This is a genomic window from Alsobacter metallidurans (genome assembly GCF_014636935.1).
Classification (GTDB): Bacteria; Pseudomonadota; Alphaproteobacteria; order Rhizobiales; family Beijerinckiaceae; genus Alsobacter; species Alsobacter metallidurans.
The window spans coordinates 1,529,372-1,545,492 of record NZ_BMES01000001.1; the positions used below are offsets into that span (position 1 = coordinate 1,529,372).

A 16,121-nucleotide genomic window follows, 5' to 3' on the forward strand; every position below is an offset into this window, starting at 1 on the left:
TTGCGATGATGATGGTTCATGTCCGCTCTCCTCAGGTCGCGACGACGCGCGTGGTTTCGACGACGTTGCGCATGTAGCCGGCAGGGTTCCAGCTTGCCTGCGTCGGCTGGGTCTGGCCCTTGCCGTTGGTGGCCTTGACCATCAGCGCATTCTCTCCGGCGGTCAGCTTTATGGCGGCCTTCCACTCGCGGAAGGAATATTTGCCGAGATCCTCACCGAGCGTCGCCGCGGTCCAGCTCTTCCCGCCATCTGCGGAAACCGAGACCTCCGCGATGCCTGAGCCGCCATCGAAGGCGATGCCGCGCAAGGCCAGGTCGCCCGCTTTGACGCGGGCCCCGTTTTCGATGCTGGTGATGAAGGAACGGGTGTTCAGGCGGTTGATCGGGATGGTCGCGGTCGGCGCCTTGCCGGGTTCGACGCAGGCGCAGTTATTATCGGGAATCCGGTAGGCGGATTTCATCCAGAAGCCGTCGAACGGCTTGTCGTGCACCGTGATGGCATTGAGGTGCTTGACCCAATATGTGCCGTAGTAGCCCGGCACGACGAGGCGCAGCGGATAGCCATTGAGCCAAGGCAAATCCACCCCGTTCATGGCATAAGCCAGCATCACTTCGCCGTCCCGCGCGTGATCGAGGTCGAGGGCCTTCTCGAAATCAGGCGTCTCCGGAACGACCGGGCCGTCGAGCCCGCCGAAGGAGACCTGGACGGCACCCGATTTCACGCCGGCCTTTTCGAGAACAGCCTTCAGAGAGACGCCGCGCCAGCGCGCATTTCCCATCGCCCCGTTGCCGAGCTGGCCGCCCGCGACACGGGGCTCGACGAAGCCGCGGCTGTTGCCCGAGCACTGGTTCACGGCAACGACCTCGACGGCTGGGAAGCCGGATTTGAGGTCCGCGAGCGAGAGCGACAGCGGCTTGTCGACCTGGCCCTTGATCTCGAGCCGGAACGTTTCCGGATCGATTTCGAGCGGAACGTCGGCAAGATGATAACGGACGAAGAAGGCGTCGTTGGGCGTGATCACCCCATCGTTAAAGACCGAGAAGGGCGTTTCCAGCTGCGGGGGACGCGCTGTCAGCCCGATCATGGGCCGCTTGCCCGGAAACGTCACGAAGTTGCGCTCGCCGTTCTCGAAGGGAAGCGTGACGGTCTCGGCAGCCCAGGCCGCGAAGCGCGATCCGGCGATCGTCGCTGCTCCGATTCCCAAGGCCGTCGCAGCGCCCGACTTCAGAATCTGTCGTCTGTTTTGCATGGCGTTTCTCCCGAGGATATATTCCTCGACAATAAAACGCACGGGACCCGCAATCTATTCCCGTCGAAAGTACGCCTCATGCGGAGCAAGGCCCTCCGATCGTATGGAGCGAGCGCAGCCTCGCGATCTGCGCGTCGGTCGGGCGGGCTTGGGGCAGCGGCATGCTGGCAACGATCTCTGTGACCTCGTCCAGCCTGCGCGAATCCATGCCTCGGCTGAGCAGAGCATAGCTGTTTCCGTCGAACGCCCAGGTGCTGATCTTGAGGCCGTCGCGGTCGGCCCGCACCGGCTTCGGCGTCGCCGAGGCGAGCTGAGGGCCGATCCAAAGGCCGAGCCGGCATCCTTGCGGCCCGATATAGCCGGCGAGGACGCCGCCGCCACCCGTGTTGGCCGGATCGAGAGAGAGATAGGCCAGTCGCAGGGATGCCGCGCCTAGATCGGGCAGGCCGTCGCCGCCCGCCGTCAGAGCGATCGACAAGCGAGTGGCCGGACTGTCGGACGCGAGCCATTGACGTTGCGCCTGCACGGCGAGGGACAATCCGTCGGGTGGCGCGGCCGTCCATGGGACGAAGCGATAAGCGCCAGCCACCAGCAGCGCTGCCAGGACTAGACTTGCTGCGAGAGCAGCCCCTCTCGGGCCGCCTTTGCGCCGTCTCGCCCACAAAGGCAGTGAAGGCGGCGACGCCGGTTGCGACGGCAGCACGGTAACCACAGCCCGCAGCCTGGCCAAGGTTGCAACCCTCGCGGCGAGCCCGGCGTCGTTTGCCACGGCCGAGGCAACAGCCGCCGCGTCGGCCGGCACCAGTTCCCCGTCGACATAGGCGTTGAGCCGCTCCCAGGACATGGCCTGCTCGTCCATCATTTTGCTATCGTCATCCGACATGGCGACGCCCCGTCGGAAACGGTGTCACGTTCCGCCCGCCGATCTCATCCAGCAGCGCCAGGCGCGCGCGGCTCAACCGGCTCATCACGGTCCCGACCGGGACGCCAAGGATTTCCGCTGCCTCCGCGTATCGAAAACCGGCGAGATCGACCAGTTCGATAATGTCGCGGTGCGTCGCATCCAGCCGTTCCAACGCCTGCTTGACCGTGATCTCCGCGATCAGCCGATCGTCGTGCCGCCACGGCGTCTCCAGCCCGATCTCCATGCCGCGATCCTCGGCTCGCACTGAAGCCCTTCGGCGATCGTCGAAGAAGCCGTTGCGCAGGATTGCGAAGAGCCACGCCCGAATGCCTGATGCGTCGGGCACGGTCTCGCTCGCCAGTGCCTTCATCGCGCAGGATTGCAGCAGGTCGGCAGCTGAATCGCGATTGCCGCTGAGACGCAGGGCATAACCGAAGAGTCGCTGCCAGTTCTGCCTTAGTGCCGTTTCGACCGCATCGCGCAGGGTAACGTTCCTTCTTTGCACGCCGCCAAACTAACTCGCATCGTCCGCGAGGGCGACAGCGATCTCCCGGCGCAATCTTCCGCCGAACAGATTCTCCCTGGCGGCGGGCGATGCTGCGAGATGCGTCGGGCTTGGATGGGGGATCGCTATCAGACGCAACTCCGGCTTTGCCGCAGCCAGGGCCGTCCGAAAGCTCTGAGCGACGCGGCCGGCGAGAGCGACGACCTGCAGTCTCGGCAGGAGCGCGAGCAGCGCTGGCAAGTCCTGCGCCGCCATTTCGATATCCTTGCGGGTCGGCCGCCCGAGCTTGCCCTCACGTCGTGGCAGCCCCCACGGTACCGCGTTCCAGATGACGGTATCCCGTCTCGACAATGGAAGTTCGTCGAGAAAGCGGGTCAGGTTGCGCGCCGTTCCGGTGGGATTGTCGCGTGATGTCGTCTCGGTCGACGCCGAAGCCGGTCCGGGCGTCTCCAGCAGCACGAGCACACGCGCGTCGATGCCGCCATCCAGGGAATCGAAGCGGGGCACGTCACCATGCCGCGCCCGTAGCGCGGCGGCATAGCGGTTCAGTGGCGCTATATGCGTCGGATCTCCGACCCATTCCTCCGTCATGAGCCGAGTGCTCGCTCGTGTTCGCTAAATTCTCCGAGTCGAGCAGCGCGCGAAAAGCCTGCGCTGCCCGTCCGACATAGCGTTCCTTTTGGCGAAGCATCAGGAAGCGGCGCGGCGGTATCTCGACCGGGATTTCGAGCAAGACACCGGATCGCAGCGCGGTGGCGAAGACGAGCCGCGACATCAGACTGGCGCCGGCGCCGGCCTCGACCGCGGCGCGCACGGCTTCGTTGGCGGGCAGTTCGAGCGCGATGTCGAGGTCTGCGATCGTCTGCCCCACTCTCCGCAGCACCGTCTCCAGAAGCTGCCGGGTACCCGAGCCCGGTTCGCGCAAGACCCAAGATGTCTCGCCGAACGCGTCTGGAGTGACTGCATCCCGTGCGGACCAGGGGTGCTCGGGCGCGACGACGATGCTCATCGTGTCGGTTGCGACAACCTCCTGCGCGAGATAAGGGTCGTCGATCTCGCCCTCGACGAGCCCGATATCGGCGAGACCGTCATGAATGGCGGCGGCGACAGTCTCGGTGTTGCCGATCACAAGCGGCGTCTCGATGCCGGGGTGGCGTTTGCGAAACGCGGCGAGCCTTTGCGGCAGCCAGTAATTTCCGATCGTCTGGCTCGCAGCGAAGGAGAGCCGACCGCGCTTCAGCCCGGCGAGATCCGAAAGAACCTGCTCCCCGACGGCAGCCCGCGTCAGGATCGCGCGTGCCTCCTGGAGGAACAGGCGCCCGGCATCGGTCAGCGCGATCCGCCTGCCGACGCGATCGAACAGCTTGACCGCGTGGCGATGTTCAAGCGCCGCGATCGCCGCGCTGGTCGCCGACTGCGTCAGGTTGAGATCGGCGGCGGCGCGCGTCACGTGCTCGCGCTCCGCAACCGCGACGAAGATCCGCAGTTGTTCAAGGGTCATCGGAACGCCTCGCCGGAATAATTCGCAGGGCCTGTGCGTTTCGTCATAACTCCTCCCGACAGCGAGCATACCTCATGACAAGCATCGAACCCGATCACAACCAGCCGCCACCGCACCATTCCGACGCTTAGCCCGCACGCCTTACGACCGACAGTCGCGACAGGGGCCAAAGGGCAAACGCATCCTCTATGTCCTCGCGGGCACGGTCTTCGGCTCAATCATCGTCGTCGGCGCCATCTTCCTCTGGTTCGCAGCCAAGGGCTGACCTCAGCCCGCGTCATCAATCTATTCTATCGATTGAGACAAGAAAAACAATCTGTTGGATAACTTGATCGCGGTGAACGACACGTTACGCATCGAACGAACGGATGCCGCGATGACCCTGCCTAGCCAGACGAGAACACCTTTGAATTCCTCTTCGACGGGCGGTGCCCTGCGCATCTGGCCCGGAGTTCTGCTCTGCGTGGGCGTCTCGACCTTTGCGCTGGGGATCGAACATGTCGAGGCAGGCTTTTTCGGCCGAGCCTGGCTCGAAGCACTCGTCATGGCGATCCTGATCGGAACAGTGATCCGGTCGCTGTGGACGCCCGACAGTCGTTGGCGGCCCGGAATTTCGTTCTCGACCAAGACACTGCTGGAGATCGCGGTGGTGTTGCTCGGCGCCTCGCTCAGCGCTGCGACGATCGCCGCGGCCGGCGCGGCCCTCCTCGTGGGCATCGCAGCCGTCGTCTTCGTCGCGATCGGGCTGAGCTACGCCATCGGCCGCCTGCTCGGTCTGCCACAGCGGATGGCCATCCTCGTCGCCTGCGGAAACTCGATCTGCGGCAACTCGGCCATTGCGGCGGTGGCACCCGTCATCGGCGCCGACGGAGACGATGTCGCGGCCTCGATCGCCTTCACGGCGGTGCTCGGCGTCATCGTCGTCCTTTGCTTGCCTCTCCTGATCCCGGCGCTGGGCCTCAGCATCCATCAGTTCGGCGTGCTTTCTGGACTGACGGTCTATGCCGTCCCGCAGGTGATCGCGGCGACGGCTCCCGCTGGGGCTGCGGCGATCCAGGTCGGCACTCTGGTCAAGCTCGTTCGCGTGCTGATGCTCGGCCCGGTCGTGCTGATCCTGTCGATGCTGTCCGGACGCCTGCGCGAAGAGACCGACGAACCTGCTCCGCATGTGACCGCCGGCAATCGCCCGGCGCCCAAGCGGATCGCCGTCCACCATCTCGTGCCCTGGTTCATCGTAGGTTTTCTGGTGATGGCGGCGCTCCGTTCGGCCGGCCTTATCCCCGCCGGGTTCCTCACGCCGCTGGCGACGGTAGCCAACCTGCTCACGATCGTCTCGATGGCGGCGCTCGGCCTCGGTGTCGACATCCGCTCGGTTGCCAAGGCCGGACCGCGGGTCACGGGCGCCGTCGTTCTCTCGCTGCTGGCGCTCGCCGCCATCTCGCTCGGCCTCATCCACCTCATCGGCGTGGCGTGAGCCAACGCTTGCAACCTCTAGAAAGGATCGACGCATGACCCATCTCAGCCGTCGCGGTATCGGGATTCTCGGCGCGGCGCTTGCCGCCGGGCTCACGACGCCCGCCAGTGCGGCCGCCGCCTGCGCGACTACGGGTCGGGCGGCCCGATGCCCGCGATGAAGGAGGCTGCCGCAACCTTCGGCAGGGCGCAGGGCATCGAGGTGCAGGTTGAAGCCGGCCCGCTTCCAGCCTGGAAGGACAAGGCGACCAAAGACGCCGACATAATCGTCAGTGGCTTCGAGGTGATGATGTCGGACTTCATCGAGGCGCTGCCTGACATCGATCCGTCAACCGTCCAACCGCTTTACCTGCGCGCCTCCGCGATACTGGTCCGGCCTGGCAATCCGAAAACAATCGGCGGCGTGAAGGCCTTGCTCGAGCCCGGACACCGCATTCTCGTCGTAAATGGCGCGGGCCAGCAAGGCCTGTGGGAGGATGTCGCCAGCCGGCTCGGCCGCATCGCCGACGTCAAAGCGTTTCGCTCGAATATCACGAAGGTCGCCAAGAACAGCGCCGACGCCCGGAAGGCGTGGGTCGAGGACAGTTCGCTCGACGCGTGGCTGATCTGGACGATTTGGCAGGTCGCCAACCCCACCCTCGCGGACGTCGTCGAGGTCGAGCCGGACCTTCGGATCTATCGCGACAAGGGCATAGCCCTGACGAAGCGTGGGCAGATGCGACCGGAAGCCAAGCGGCTCGTGGAGTTTCTTGCCTCGGCTGAAGGCCAGCGAATCTTCGTCAAATGGGGATGGATGCCCGCGTAGAGGAGCGCGACAGGTAGCCCGACAGTAGGCCGCGTCAAGTCGCCGGGCAGCGGACACTCCAGATGTCGGCTAGGGGTCAGTTACTCGCCCAGGGAGAGATGCGGGCTGGAGCTCGCTGGGAGGTCGCCAAGTCAGACGCGGTGTGGCGGAGCGAGATTAGAGAGACGCTCTGTGTCGCCCCCAAACGCGAAGCACGGCAGGCCGACGTTGGGCTAGACGAGCGGTTTAACAATTGCGGCGAGCCCGTTGCTCTACTGACCGGCAGGCTTTTTCCGCGGGGCTTTGATCTCGTCTCCCTTTCCGAGGACGTGTTTCGCCCCGTCGAGACCCTTTGGATGGCGGCCGGCCCAAATAAGATAGTAGAGGTGTCCGCCCTTGGTATTGCGGATTAGACGCGCCGGCGACACGTGGCCGAAGGCATCCTTGAGCCGCTGGAGATACCAGGCCAGCAAGCGCTTCCCGCTGTCATCTAGCTTGGTCGTGCTCGACCCGAAGAGGTCATCCTTCGCTTCATAGGCGTGCTCGCGCCAGTCTGGAGAGCCAAAGAACTCGTCCAACGTCGCAGCCCAGTTTGCTGGGACATCTCCGGTTCGGACGAGGAACCGCTGGATCGCCATGCCCAGCGGAAAATTGATGATGACCTCGAACACCTTGGTCTTGGCCAATGCCTCCAAGGTCGACCACGGAATGTGCATGCCAAAAGGGTCGACGAACACCACTCCGCGATATGATCCCCAATCGGCCTTTGATGCCAGGATCGCGAGGAGCTCCGTCGCGGCGTCGCCTCCCTTCACGACGATGTTGCGCTTCGCACCGTACTCTTGAGCGAGCGCGTTCAGCTCGGCGACGCGGACCGGACTGCGCTCGATGAAGGTGTAGCTGCTGAAGGGGTTCGCGATGTCGAGCGCCACGCGTGGCGAGCCCTTCAAAAATTCGTCAGCTTCTTCGACCACCTCGACCATCGGAACGACGTTATCGAAGAAATCCTCGGATTTTGGATTAGAAGCCCTGGGCGTCTGCCGAATTTTCGACCGGCCCGGACCGGCAAACGCGTCGATGTAGATTGTGCCCCTCAGCCACTTTTGGTTCTTGAGCACCTTTGTGTAAAAATCGAGATATTCTCCCAGCGCGCCCAGCTTCTCGCGGGCCCAAGGCCCCACGCTGCCGTCGATTGATTTGCTGCTCATTCGGCGACGACTCTGCATCCCGTTGCGTTAGTGGCAGGAAACTCGCTCCACTCGCGACCGTCTAGGTTTCGACCTCCGGATTTAGGCCGGTATCCACCCCATTGTTTGAAAAAAAACGCTACGCCGGCTTGTTGGCACTGATCGCGGACCTCGCGAACCCATTCCGGATCCATCGGTCGGGCGCGGGGGCCGCTTTCGCCCCCGACGATAACCCAGTCGATCCCGGTTAGATCGAGTGTCCCGATAGGCCCGATAAGAGGCTCGATCGAGAGGAAGCGGGTTCCGGCCGGCGTATCCTGAAGATGCCGAACACGCGAAATTCGGGCACCGTCCTCGACGGACACGCCGCACCAGATATGCAGTGGACCGCGCCCATCCCCGTACCGCCGGCGAAGAAAATCCCGCATTAGCGAGGATCGCTTCGTCAGCAGCTGGAAGGTGTGCCAGTTAGCACGCTCCATGGTGTGGAACACCTTCGACACGAAGCTGTCCGGCACGTTCTTGTGGAACAGGTCGGACATCGAGTTAACGAAGATCATCTTCGGCAGACGCCAGCCGAGCGGCTGTTCCAACCGCTCGGGACGGAGCGTCAAATCGAAGCCGTGTTCAAACGCGTTACCGGGAACGCCGCGAAACCGTTCAGAGAAACGTTCCGCGTAGCAGTTATCGCAGCCGGGACTGATCTTCGTGCACCCGGTAATCGGATTCCACGTAGCGTCGGTCCACTCGATCGATGTGCCCTGCGCCATACGTCACCTAGAACAAATAAAGAACATTGTATCAATCATCATGGCGAGCAAACGGTTAACGGATCTTACCGGCTGTTTCGAAACAGTCCGATCACCTGTTCGCGGCGACCAGGGCCGCGACAGCGCGACGGTCGTTGGGCCTCTACGGTTGCCGCGACGGGCAGGCGGAAGCTTCTGCGTCGGCCCAGGCGAACCTATGCGGCCGCAAGGGCCTGCGCCACTTGGACGTGGGCTTTCCTCCAACCGGGTCCATAAGCGGGGGCGGTGGCGAGAAACGTCCGGTAGCTTTCAGTCGCCCTCAGCGAAGATTGCGGAGATCCCCGGCCTTCGGCCGCAATTGCGACCTTCCCCGGGATGGGTGAGGTCGAATTCGCTCCACTTAGAATCGAACCGGGGCTCGCGCCGGATGCGGATCAGATCAGCTTGCCCATTGCTACACCGAACCTTGCGCAAGCGTACGTTTCACACGCGGCGATGGGTCGCTGACCGTCTTATTTTGCTGCAGCAGCCGAAAGCCATGGGCGGGTCTCACGGCGTGCGGCTCCTGCTCGGGATGGGGCGCTTCGCGCTCGCAAAAGGTCGGGAGGGAATCCTCTGCTTGGCCTTCCGAGAGCGCGCCGGGGGCGGCTCCTCGTCTCCGGCGGTCTTGGCCAGGAGGCGGCGCTGGAACGCCGCGTAGGCCTCGCTGATCCCGCGCACCCGCGCCCGCTCGCCTTGGTCGGAGCCGCGGGTGTGAATGCGCTTCTCGCCGCCCGGCCCGTAGGTGCGGATGTCGTGGCAGTCGCGGTGGACCGCCTCGATAAAGGCTGGATCGAGCTGGGGCGGGTCGAAGTCGCAGTTTTCTGCAATCCACAGACGTGCGGCGAGCGCCGGCCGGTGATCGAAGTTTAGCCCGGCCAACTCGCCGAGCTTGTCGCCGCAATGGGCGCATTTGCCGTTCTGCCGCAGCACGGCGAGGAGCTTCACCTTGTCGGGGATGCCCTTGCGGCGCTTGCAGATGTGCCCGAGGTCGCTCATGGCTCGCGGTCGCTGACCAAGGGCGCGCGGGCCGCGATCTCCAGGAACATGGCGAAGCAGAAGAGGAGGGCGATGCCGATCTTCATCATGCCGCCTTATCCACATTCTGCTGCAGCTGCTTGGTGGTGACGCCGACCATCTCGGCCACCACGTCCATGATCGCCTGCTTGGACTGCTGGAAGGTCTTGCCATCCATGGCGCGGCGGCTCTGGCTTTTGGCCGTGCGGCGGATCACCAGCGGGCCCCGCACGATCACCAGCGCGAAGTCGTCGACCGCCGCGAAGGCTTGCCGCACCCGCAGGGCCGCCGCCGCTGAGCCCGCGTCCACCACCACCTCGTCGTAGTAGCCAGCCTCGATCAGCGCCCGCTTTCGCAGGTGCTCGGGCGTCGGGTAGAGGTCGGCCAGCTGCTCGGGCAGGTTCTTCCACGCCTCGCGCAGCCAAGCGAACTCATGCTTGTGCGACACCGCCGAGCGGTCCTCGTAGTTGTCGAGATCGTAGAACTGCCCGATCACGAACAGCCGGTCAGCCTTGCGGGCGAAGCCGGGGAGGGGCTGCATCACCTCCCCGTCCCAGCGAAAGGGAAGGGGCGCCATCAGGCGTCCCCACCGTTGTCGTCCTGCGCGTCCTTCACGCCGGTCTGGACCTCGGCGCTGTAGCGTTCGAACGTCTCTTTCAGGGCCAGCGCGGCGCTCTTGTCGCGCGCCCAGAACTCGCGCAGCGGCACCCGGTTGCGATCCCACCACAGCGCCAGCGCCGACGGCTCGTCCTTGAGCTTCGCCATGTGCTCGTCGCAGCGATCGAAGACCTTGCCGTAGGGCACGTCCACGAGCGTGCCGAGATCGTCGAAGGTCATCAGCAGCCCGAGCCCGACGCCGGCCTTTTCCATGCGCGACTCGGTGGCGCCCAGATCGGCCAGCTCGGAGGCGGTGAGGTCGAGCATCTTGGCCTTGTCGACCTCGCTCTCCTCGTAGACGTTGGCGAAGTCGTCGGGCCACGCCTGACGCAGCGCCAGCGCCTCGGCGCACTTGGCGATCATGAGCCGCGGCATTTTCGGCCACTGCGTCTTGGGATCGAGGCGGCGCTCAACCGTGCCCCGGGCGACCTTCTTCTTCTTGGGCTTGCCGGTGTCGGGCCAGACCTCGCCCGTGTCCACATAGTCGTAGTCCTCGGCCTCCTCCTTCACGGGGGCGAACTCGGACCAGAAAGCGTCGGCCTTGTGCTCGTGCCATTCGCAATGGCTGAACTGCCAAACCGATACGGTGGCTTTCTCGATCCCCTCGGGGTTGGCCGGGTCGATCGGGTAGAGCTGGTCGATCAGGGCGAGGCGCTTGGCCCGCTCGGCGAGATCCTCGATCCGGCGCGCCTTGGCGATCTCCTGGTCCCGCTCGGTGCGGGCCTGGTTGATCGTCCAGGTGGTGTCGCCCGGCCGGTAGTTGCCGGTGCGCGCGGCCACGGCGCGAAAGCCCGAGATCGCCGTCACGATGGTCAACTGGCGCTTGTCGGGGTCGCCCTTGTTGTAGACGAAGGCGTAGACCTGACGGCGCAGCGGGTTGAGCTGCAGGGCGCGGCAGGTTTCGACGAAGACCGAGAACTCGTCGGCCGTGCAGTCCTTGGCGACGGTGCGCCAGATGAGGTCCAGCTGCTTCTTGTCATACAGGATGGCGGCAGCCTGAGGCTGGCGGATGGCGATGGGCGCGTTCATGGCTCAACCCCTGATGGTGACGGTGACGCCGCCGTTATCGACGGAGGCGCCGGGAACGGGCGGATGGTCGATGTCGACCTGCTTGAGAGCGGCGAGCCGGGCCTCGAGGGGCTCGAGCTTGCGGGCGTCCTCGAGTGCGGCGACGCGATTGAGCACGGCCTCGTTGAGTGCCTTTTTGTCGACGACCGGGTCCGGCTTCTTCCAGAAGCGGGCCGGGATGTCGGCCTCCTCGATGACGTCAACGCCGGGGCGCTTGTCGGTGAGCGAGACGACGCCGGCCGGGGCGTCCCAGCGCCGGATGCCGAGGATGTCCATGCCCGTCAGGATCAGGACGCGCTTGCGGTCCTTGCGGGCTTCCAGCGTCTTCACCCGGGCGTCCAGCCGCAACTTGGCTTCCTTGGCCCCGTCAATGAGCGCATCGTCGAAGCGCTCGGAGGCGACGAGCTGGTTGAGCAGCTGGTCGATGTCGCACTCGCCTTCCAGCGTGTCCCGGATGAACTCGGGGTCATCCCCAGCGAGGGCCGCGATCTGCTCGCGCAGCACCTTGGCGGCTTCCAGATCCATTGCGGCGTCGCGTTCCAGGTCGGGCGCGCGGGAGGGTTTCTTTGCCATGCTCTACTCCTTCGGTGATCAGCGGCCTTGGGCGAGGCGCAGCACGCGGCGGCCGTAGCCGGTGCAGCGAGAGGGGGCATGGACACCGTGGTTGTAGGCGCTGACGCCTGCGCAGCCGGGTCCATGAATGGCGATGGCGCGCCTCAGGTAGAGGACGCCCGCCCGCGCGCCGGTGCGGCAGTCGGTGAGCGATCCGTGGACGCCTTCGCCGCGCGCCGTGGCGGGAACGGTCTGCATCAGGCCGACGGCGCGGTGGTTGCGGGCGGCGCAGCGGCCCCCGCTCTCGACGCGCATGACGGCCACAGCGAGGTTGGCGGGCACACCGGCCTTGCGAGCTTCCTCGGTCACGATCGCGGCCGACCCCTGCGGTTTGGCGACGTCGCTGGCCATCGCGGACCAGCTGCTGCGCGACTGCTCGCGGTAGGCGGCGCGGTCGGCAGCAGTGACACATCCAGCGAGCGTGAGGGAGGCGAGGGCGGCGAGGCTCACTTGCAATCCCCTCATTGAGCCAGAGGGGGTGCGACGGACCAGCCGAGCCAAGACGGGGCGCATACGCCGGCCGCGCCGATCGCGCGTATAGCGCGTGCGCCATCGTCGAAAGGGAGCTTACGCGGCAACGCGGCCTCCCTGGCGCAGCTCGGCCGGAATTATCACCACGAGACCTGCCTCAGTGATCTCGTACTCGGCCCGCACGGTTACGGCAGGGGCCACGATGTCGAGGGTGTCGCAGGGTAGGTTGAGCAGCAGGTCCTTAGACGCTCCCCAACACTTCACCTCGAGATCGGCGACGCTTTCGGTGCTGACCAGCAAGAGCTTGCCGAAGTCGAGGCCCCGCCCGGCATGGACGCGAACGCGAGAGCCGGTACGCAGACCGAGCAGGTCGGCGGTGCTCGGCGAAATGCGGAGCAGGACGCGCCTGCTGCCACGGCTTACGGGGGCGAAGCGCACACCATCGAGCGGCCGTCTGCCGAGCGAAGCCCGTAGATTAGTCTGCGCTTTTTTCAGCGGCTGCCGAATGTCGAGGGGCTGGAAAGACATGGTCGGGAAGCTCCTTTCAGGGATGCGACGCCTTACTCGGCGGCGGCGAGGAACTCGGCGTCGCGGGAAGCGAGCTGCGCGGCCTTGATGGCGGCGCGGTGGGCAAGGACGCGGGGCATAAGGCGAGCGAAGGTGGTGAATCCCTCCACGGCGGCTTTCTCGATCAGGGCGGCGTCAGCGGCGCGATCTGCGAGCACCTGGGCGCGGTTGCGCCTGGCCAGGGCCCAAGCATGGCGGAGGGCGCTGGCAAGGCGGCTGCGGTCGAAGACGCGCTTCACCGTGAGCACCCCGTTTTTGTAGGAAGACTGCAAACGTGTGCAGTCGGCGATGGCCCGGGTCATGATCTGACCCCGGTCGTATTCGCCTGTGGGAGTCAGGAAAGCGGGGACATGCATCACGGCGGGCATCCATTTCGCATTCGATGCCCGATATTGCAGAAAAATGGATATTAGGACAAGTCAGAAAACACAGAATTATGCATTTAACACGCACAAGAACCCGCTATCGGAACAGTGATCGTTTGCAGGCAGGGGAGAAGGGCGGTGGGTGCGCCGGGCTCAGCGCACCAGCAGACTTCTGTGCACCGAGATCGCCAGGCCGCGAATTTCAACGGTGAAATCCTCGCTGGCGCTCTCGCCTGAGGGGGTTAGCTCTAGGCGGGTATTGTAACGGTCCTCGGTGCTGTAACCTTCCAGCCAATGGCCCGCTGCTGTGACGCGCAAGCGCTTAACAGTGACCTCGACGAGACCTCCACGATTGCGCTCAACGTGGACGAAGTCGCCGTCCGTGAGGGTGCCACGGTAGCTAAAATAGGGCACGCAGACGAGCGCATCGCCGTCCTGCGCGAGCTTGTTGATGCTATCGCCGCTTACCCGCAACGCGTATTGTTCCAGACGGTCAAAGCGGGTGTCGGGGATCGCCGGAATACCTTCGTGGCTTTCGACCCTGTCGTGTTCCATCCATGCTCCTGCGGCGATCACGCCGACGACCGGAACGTCCCGGATGGAGCTCGCCATCCTCTCGGCTGAGCTCCCACTTGGGGTGCCGCGAGGTGCTGGGTCAAGTAGGTTATTTCCCCCATTGGCGAGCATAGATGGAGATTTTAGGCCTAAAACTTGAAGAAGTTCATGCAGGTAGCTGGGTCTGACGATGCGTCCCGCCTCAAATTCAGAAATTGCGCCCGCTGTGATCAACCCGGGCTGCTGCGCTATTAAACTCACCTTGTCGGCGAGCTCGCGGCGAGAAAGGCTCAGCTGCTCTCGCTTCTCTCGGACGATCTCTCGCAACTCCCGACCGCCAACCAAAATCGGGCGGCGCTTGCCCTCATCCACAGACTTCATGTTCGTGACCTTTCGGGAACAGCGACATCGTCCATGAGCCTGTCAGCTCCGCGCGGAGCTCTCCCCCCGCCGGCGACATCTCAGGTCTTGCAATACATTGCTGCAGATTGTCTTGCAAATCTGTAAAGCGGGAACTCCGCGATCTGCAAATGCTGACGACGGAAAAGGCGAAATTACAGTTTTCTGTTGCATGTCGCCGATCGCTCCTGCAATCTGGCGATGCACGGACAGCGCGGCGTAAGCCGCCTGTTTCTACCTCCCCGTTTCCGACGGGCGATCCGAGTGGCCGTCCGGGTAGACCAAGTCTCGCTGCCGCGCCTGGGGAGGGCGCCTTCCGGCTCTCGGGTAGGCCGGGGAGTGACATGCAGGGCCAAGCGAGACGCGAGGCGGCGGCGACGCTGCGCAGGCCCGGAATGAGCCGGGATCCGCAGCGCCCGTCACCACCGGGGGCGCGGAGGGAACCCAGGTTTCCTCCGCATCCCGGCGATCCTCGGTGGAATGACATCGCTGCGCCTCGGCCTTGGCCAAAATGGCCTGAGCCAAGCCCCCGAGGTGGTCCCAAGTCATTGTCTGTGCTCCAAAAAGCTAGACGTGACTTTGATCGAGAAATTTTTGCGCCGTTGCAAAAAGTCCCTGCGAATTTTGAAAAAAGGGCTCGGCCATGCCGAATTACGTGGAGGAAACAGCGGACCTGTTTGAGCAGCTGCTCCAGCTTGAGCGCCGGGGGCACGGCGACACAGACGCAGCGATGCACCGTCTATCGGCCAGGCACCGTTTGCCGAAGCGGCTCTTGTGGAGCCTGCGCTATCGCACGCCGAAGACCCTGCCTTGGGACTTCGTCGAAGACCTCAAGGCGGCCTACGCCGCAACCTGCAGAGCGCAAGCCGAGAGGCTGCTGCGGCAGGCCGACAAGCTGGGGGCAGCTGGTGGACTTAATGCGGATCGTCTGGGCCAGGTTCGAGCTTTGGCTGCTCGCCACCAGGCTCAAGTTCAACCATCGGAACCTTCGCAATGAGCAATGACGACAAGCCGCTGGCGCGACGGCGCCAGCTCGCGGTCTACGAGCGCAATAAGCGCTTCCCGACCATTCAGCCCAACCGCGACCGGCACATACTGCATATCGCTACGCCGGGCTTTGGGCTGCCCAAGAACAGCCGCGAGGCGCTCGACCGCTCTGAGGAGCCCAACCTGGCCGTGATCCTGCAGGAGTGCCTCGCCAAGCACATGCTGATGCTGCGCGACGTCGTTTCCAACCGGCAGACGCCCGACGCGCGGTACTGCCGGATGGAGTTCTACTCCCGGGCCCGGCACGAGACGCTGCACAGCTACCCTGTGATCGCCCACTTCATCTGCCGCAAGGATCACACCGCCGCGATGCACGGCGTGCGCCGGTTCGCGGCGATGCGGCAGTCCGGCCTCTGGCAGCGCTACGAGACGGTGCTGGTGGCGCGGCGCGAGCTCGCCCGCGAGCAGGAAGCGCGGACGGCGGCATGAGCTTCTTCGGCCCGACCACCTTCACGCCCCGCACCAAGGACATCGCCCGCCACGCCGACGTCGTCCGCGACATCGAGCGCAAAAGCGGCCGGGACGCCGCCTTGCGGGTCGCGACCGCCGCCATGGAGGGCATGGCCGCCTGGATCATCACCGCCGTGGGGCCGCGCGAGTGCCTCGCCGTGCTCGATCGGATCAAGACCGACCTCATCAACTCAACCCGCTCGTAAGGCCCTCCCGTGACTGATCCCATCTACCGTCCCCAGCCCGCCCTGCTGCCCAGCGCGGCCGACCTCAAGGCCCGCCTCATCGCCGCCAAGACTGGCGACGTTTTCATCTACCACCACGGCTTCCTGAGCGCCGATCGCGAGCACTGCGCGACCGTGCACGCCATCGGGCAGACCGCCTCCAAGATGGCCGAGCTGGGCCATGCCACGCTGCGCCAGCGCAAGCTCAGGAACATGCTCTACGCCTACGAGCTGCGGGTGACGACCACCCACGCGGAGCGCCAAGCCCTGCGAGAGCCCGCACAGGCATGAGTCCGAT

At 64.8% G+C, this 16,121-nt stretch carries 21 protein-coding genes; 6 read left to right on the forward strand and 15 right to left on the reverse strand.

Translation table 11 applies throughout. The features are described 5' to 3' along the window. Positions 1 to 31: 31 nt before the first annotated feature. From sorA to IEV99_RS06860, 5 genes are all read right to left on the reverse strand, one after another. Positions 32 to 1,249 (reverse strand): SorA family sulfite dehydrogenase catalytic subunit, encoded by a 1,218-nt coding sequence (sorA, locus tag IEV99_RS06840; protein ID WP_188516921.1) that lies wholly within the window; start codon positions 1,247 to 1,249, stop codon positions 32 to 34. Positions 1,250 to 1,325: 76 nt separating this feature from the next. Beyond that, entirely contained in the window at positions 1,326 to 2,132 is an 807-nt protein-coding gene (locus IEV99_RS06845; protein WP_188516922.1) for an anti-sigma factor, read from the reverse strand. Then, positions 2,122 to 2,658 carry an RNA polymerase sigma factor gene (locus IEV99_RS06850; RefSeq protein ID WP_244643640.1) on the reverse strand — a complete coding sequence of 179 codons (537 nt, stop codon included), beginning with the start codon at positions 2,656 to 2,658 and terminating at the stop codon, positions 2,122 to 2,124. Before IEV99_RS06850 ends, IEV99_RS06845 begins: the two co-directional genes overlap by 11 nt. A 9-nt stretch (positions 2,659 to 2,667) precedes the next feature. Then, on the reverse strand, positions 2,668 to 3,249 hold the full coding sequence (locus tag IEV99_RS06855) for a uracil-DNA glycosylase family protein (RefSeq protein ID WP_244643643.1): 582 nt from the start codon (positions 3,247 to 3,249) through the stop codon (positions 2,668 to 2,670). Next, entirely contained in the window at positions 3,167 to 4,159 is a 993-nt protein-coding gene (locus IEV99_RS06860) for a LysR family transcriptional regulator (RefSeq protein ID WP_188516924.1), read from the reverse strand. The genes IEV99_RS06855 and IEV99_RS06860 overlap by 83 nt, the downstream gene beginning before the upstream one ends. A gap of 376 nt (positions 4,160 to 4,535) precedes the next feature. Between IEV99_RS06860 and IEV99_RS06865 the strand changes: the two genes are divergently transcribed. Together IEV99_RS06865 and IEV99_RS06870 are read left to right on the forward strand one after the other, a co-directional pair. Then, positions 4,536 to 5,633: a YeiH family protein gene (locus IEV99_RS06865; protein ID WP_188517688.1), complete on the forward strand. Its 1,098-nt coding sequence runs from the start codon at positions 4,536 to 4,538 to the stop codon at positions 5,631 to 5,633. Positions 5,634 to 5,753: 120 nt separating this feature from the next. Beyond that, the gene (locus IEV99_RS06870; protein WP_280514647.1) at positions 5,754 to 6,437 is read left to right on the forward strand and encodes a substrate-binding domain-containing protein; all 684 of its coding nucleotides are present in this window, start codon (positions 5,754 to 5,756) and stop codon (positions 6,435 to 6,437) included. A gap of 251 nt (positions 6,438 to 6,688) precedes the next feature. Here the strand turns inward: IEV99_RS06870 and IEV99_RS06875 are convergent, their stop codons facing one another. The 10 genes from IEV99_RS06875 to IEV99_RS06920 form a co-directional block, all read right to left on the reverse strand. Beyond that, entirely contained in the window at positions 6,689 to 7,624 is a 936-nt protein-coding gene (locus tag IEV99_RS06875; protein ID WP_188516926.1) for a three-Cys-motif partner protein TcmP, read from the reverse strand. Further along, on the reverse strand, positions 7,621 to 8,373 hold the full coding sequence (locus tag IEV99_RS06880) for a DUF5131 family protein (protein ID WP_188516927.1): 753 nt from the start codon (positions 8,371 to 8,373) through the stop codon (positions 7,621 to 7,623). Before IEV99_RS06880 ends, IEV99_RS06875 begins: the two co-directional genes overlap by 4 nt. A gap of 528 nt (positions 8,374 to 8,901) precedes the next feature. Then, positions 8,902 to 9,390 carry a hypothetical protein gene (locus IEV99_RS06885; protein ID WP_188516928.1) on the reverse strand — a complete coding sequence of 163 codons (489 nt, stop codon included), beginning with the start codon at positions 9,388 to 9,390 and terminating at the stop codon, positions 8,902 to 8,904. 85 nt (positions 9,391 to 9,475) lie between these two features. Continuing rightward, positions 9,476 to 9,985: a hypothetical protein gene (locus tag IEV99_RS06890; RefSeq protein WP_188516929.1), complete on the reverse strand. Its 510-nt coding sequence runs from the start codon at positions 9,983 to 9,985 to the stop codon at positions 9,476 to 9,478. Next, positions 9,985 to 11,094, reverse strand: a complete 1,110-nt coding sequence (gene bet / locus IEV99_RS06895; RefSeq protein ID WP_188516930.1) for a phage recombination protein Bet — start codon at positions 11,092 to 11,094, stop codon at positions 9,985 to 9,987. The genes IEV99_RS06890 and bet overlap by 1 nt, the downstream gene beginning before the upstream one ends. Before the next feature lie 3 nt (positions 11,095 to 11,097). After that, positions 11,098 to 11,706: a siphovirus Gp157 family protein gene (locus tag IEV99_RS06900; protein WP_188516931.1), complete on the reverse strand. Its 609-nt coding sequence runs from the start codon at positions 11,704 to 11,706 to the stop codon at positions 11,098 to 11,100. A gap of 18 nt (positions 11,707 to 11,724) precedes the next feature. Continuing rightward, complete coding sequence (locus IEV99_RS06905; protein WP_188516932.1) at positions 11,725 to 12,195, reverse strand: transglycosylase SLT domain-containing protein; 471 nt, start codon at positions 12,193 to 12,195, stop codon at positions 11,725 to 11,727. A gap of 117 nt (positions 12,196 to 12,312) precedes the next feature. Then, positions 12,313 to 12,744 carry a hypothetical protein gene (locus IEV99_RS06910; RefSeq protein ID WP_188516933.1) on the reverse strand — a complete coding sequence of 144 codons (432 nt, stop codon included), beginning with the start codon at positions 12,742 to 12,744 and terminating at the stop codon, positions 12,313 to 12,315. 32 nt (positions 12,745 to 12,776) lie between these two features. Then, positions 12,777 to 13,085 carry a hypothetical protein gene (locus IEV99_RS06915; RefSeq protein ID WP_188516934.1) on the reverse strand — a complete coding sequence of 103 codons (309 nt, stop codon included), beginning with the start codon at positions 13,083 to 13,085 and terminating at the stop codon, positions 12,777 to 12,779. A 216-nt stretch (positions 13,086 to 13,301) separates the two neighbouring features. Continuing rightward, a complete protein-coding gene (locus IEV99_RS06920) occupies positions 13,302 to 14,084 on the reverse strand; it encodes a LexA family protein (RefSeq protein WP_188516935.1) in 783 nt (260 codons plus the stop codon). 661 nt (positions 14,085 to 14,745) lie between these two features. On the opposite strand from IEV99_RS06920, the gene IEV99_RS06925 reads away from it, so the two are divergent. From IEV99_RS06925 to IEV99_RS06940, 4 genes are read left to right on the forward strand one after another with little or no spacing between them, the layout of a single operon-like run. Beyond that, on the forward strand, positions 14,746 to 15,099 hold the full coding sequence (locus IEV99_RS06925; protein WP_188516936.1) for a hypothetical protein: 354 nt from the start codon (positions 14,746 to 14,748) through the stop codon (positions 15,097 to 15,099). Then, complete coding sequence (locus tag IEV99_RS06930; RefSeq protein WP_188516937.1) at positions 15,096 to 15,578, forward strand: hypothetical protein; 483 nt, start codon at positions 15,096 to 15,098, stop codon at positions 15,576 to 15,578. The genes IEV99_RS06925 and IEV99_RS06930 overlap by 4 nt, the downstream gene beginning before the upstream one ends. Next, on the forward strand, positions 15,575 to 15,805 hold the full coding sequence (locus IEV99_RS06935; RefSeq protein WP_188516938.1) for a hypothetical protein: 231 nt from the start codon (positions 15,575 to 15,577) through the stop codon (positions 15,803 to 15,805). The genes IEV99_RS06930 and IEV99_RS06935 overlap by 4 nt, the downstream gene beginning before the upstream one ends. Before the next feature lie 9 nt (positions 15,806 to 15,814). Next, positions 15,815 to 16,114: a hypothetical protein gene (locus IEV99_RS06940; RefSeq protein ID WP_188516939.1), complete on the forward strand. Its 300-nt coding sequence runs from the start codon at positions 15,815 to 15,817 to the stop codon at positions 16,112 to 16,114. Positions 16,115 to 16,121: the final 7 nt, after the last annotated feature.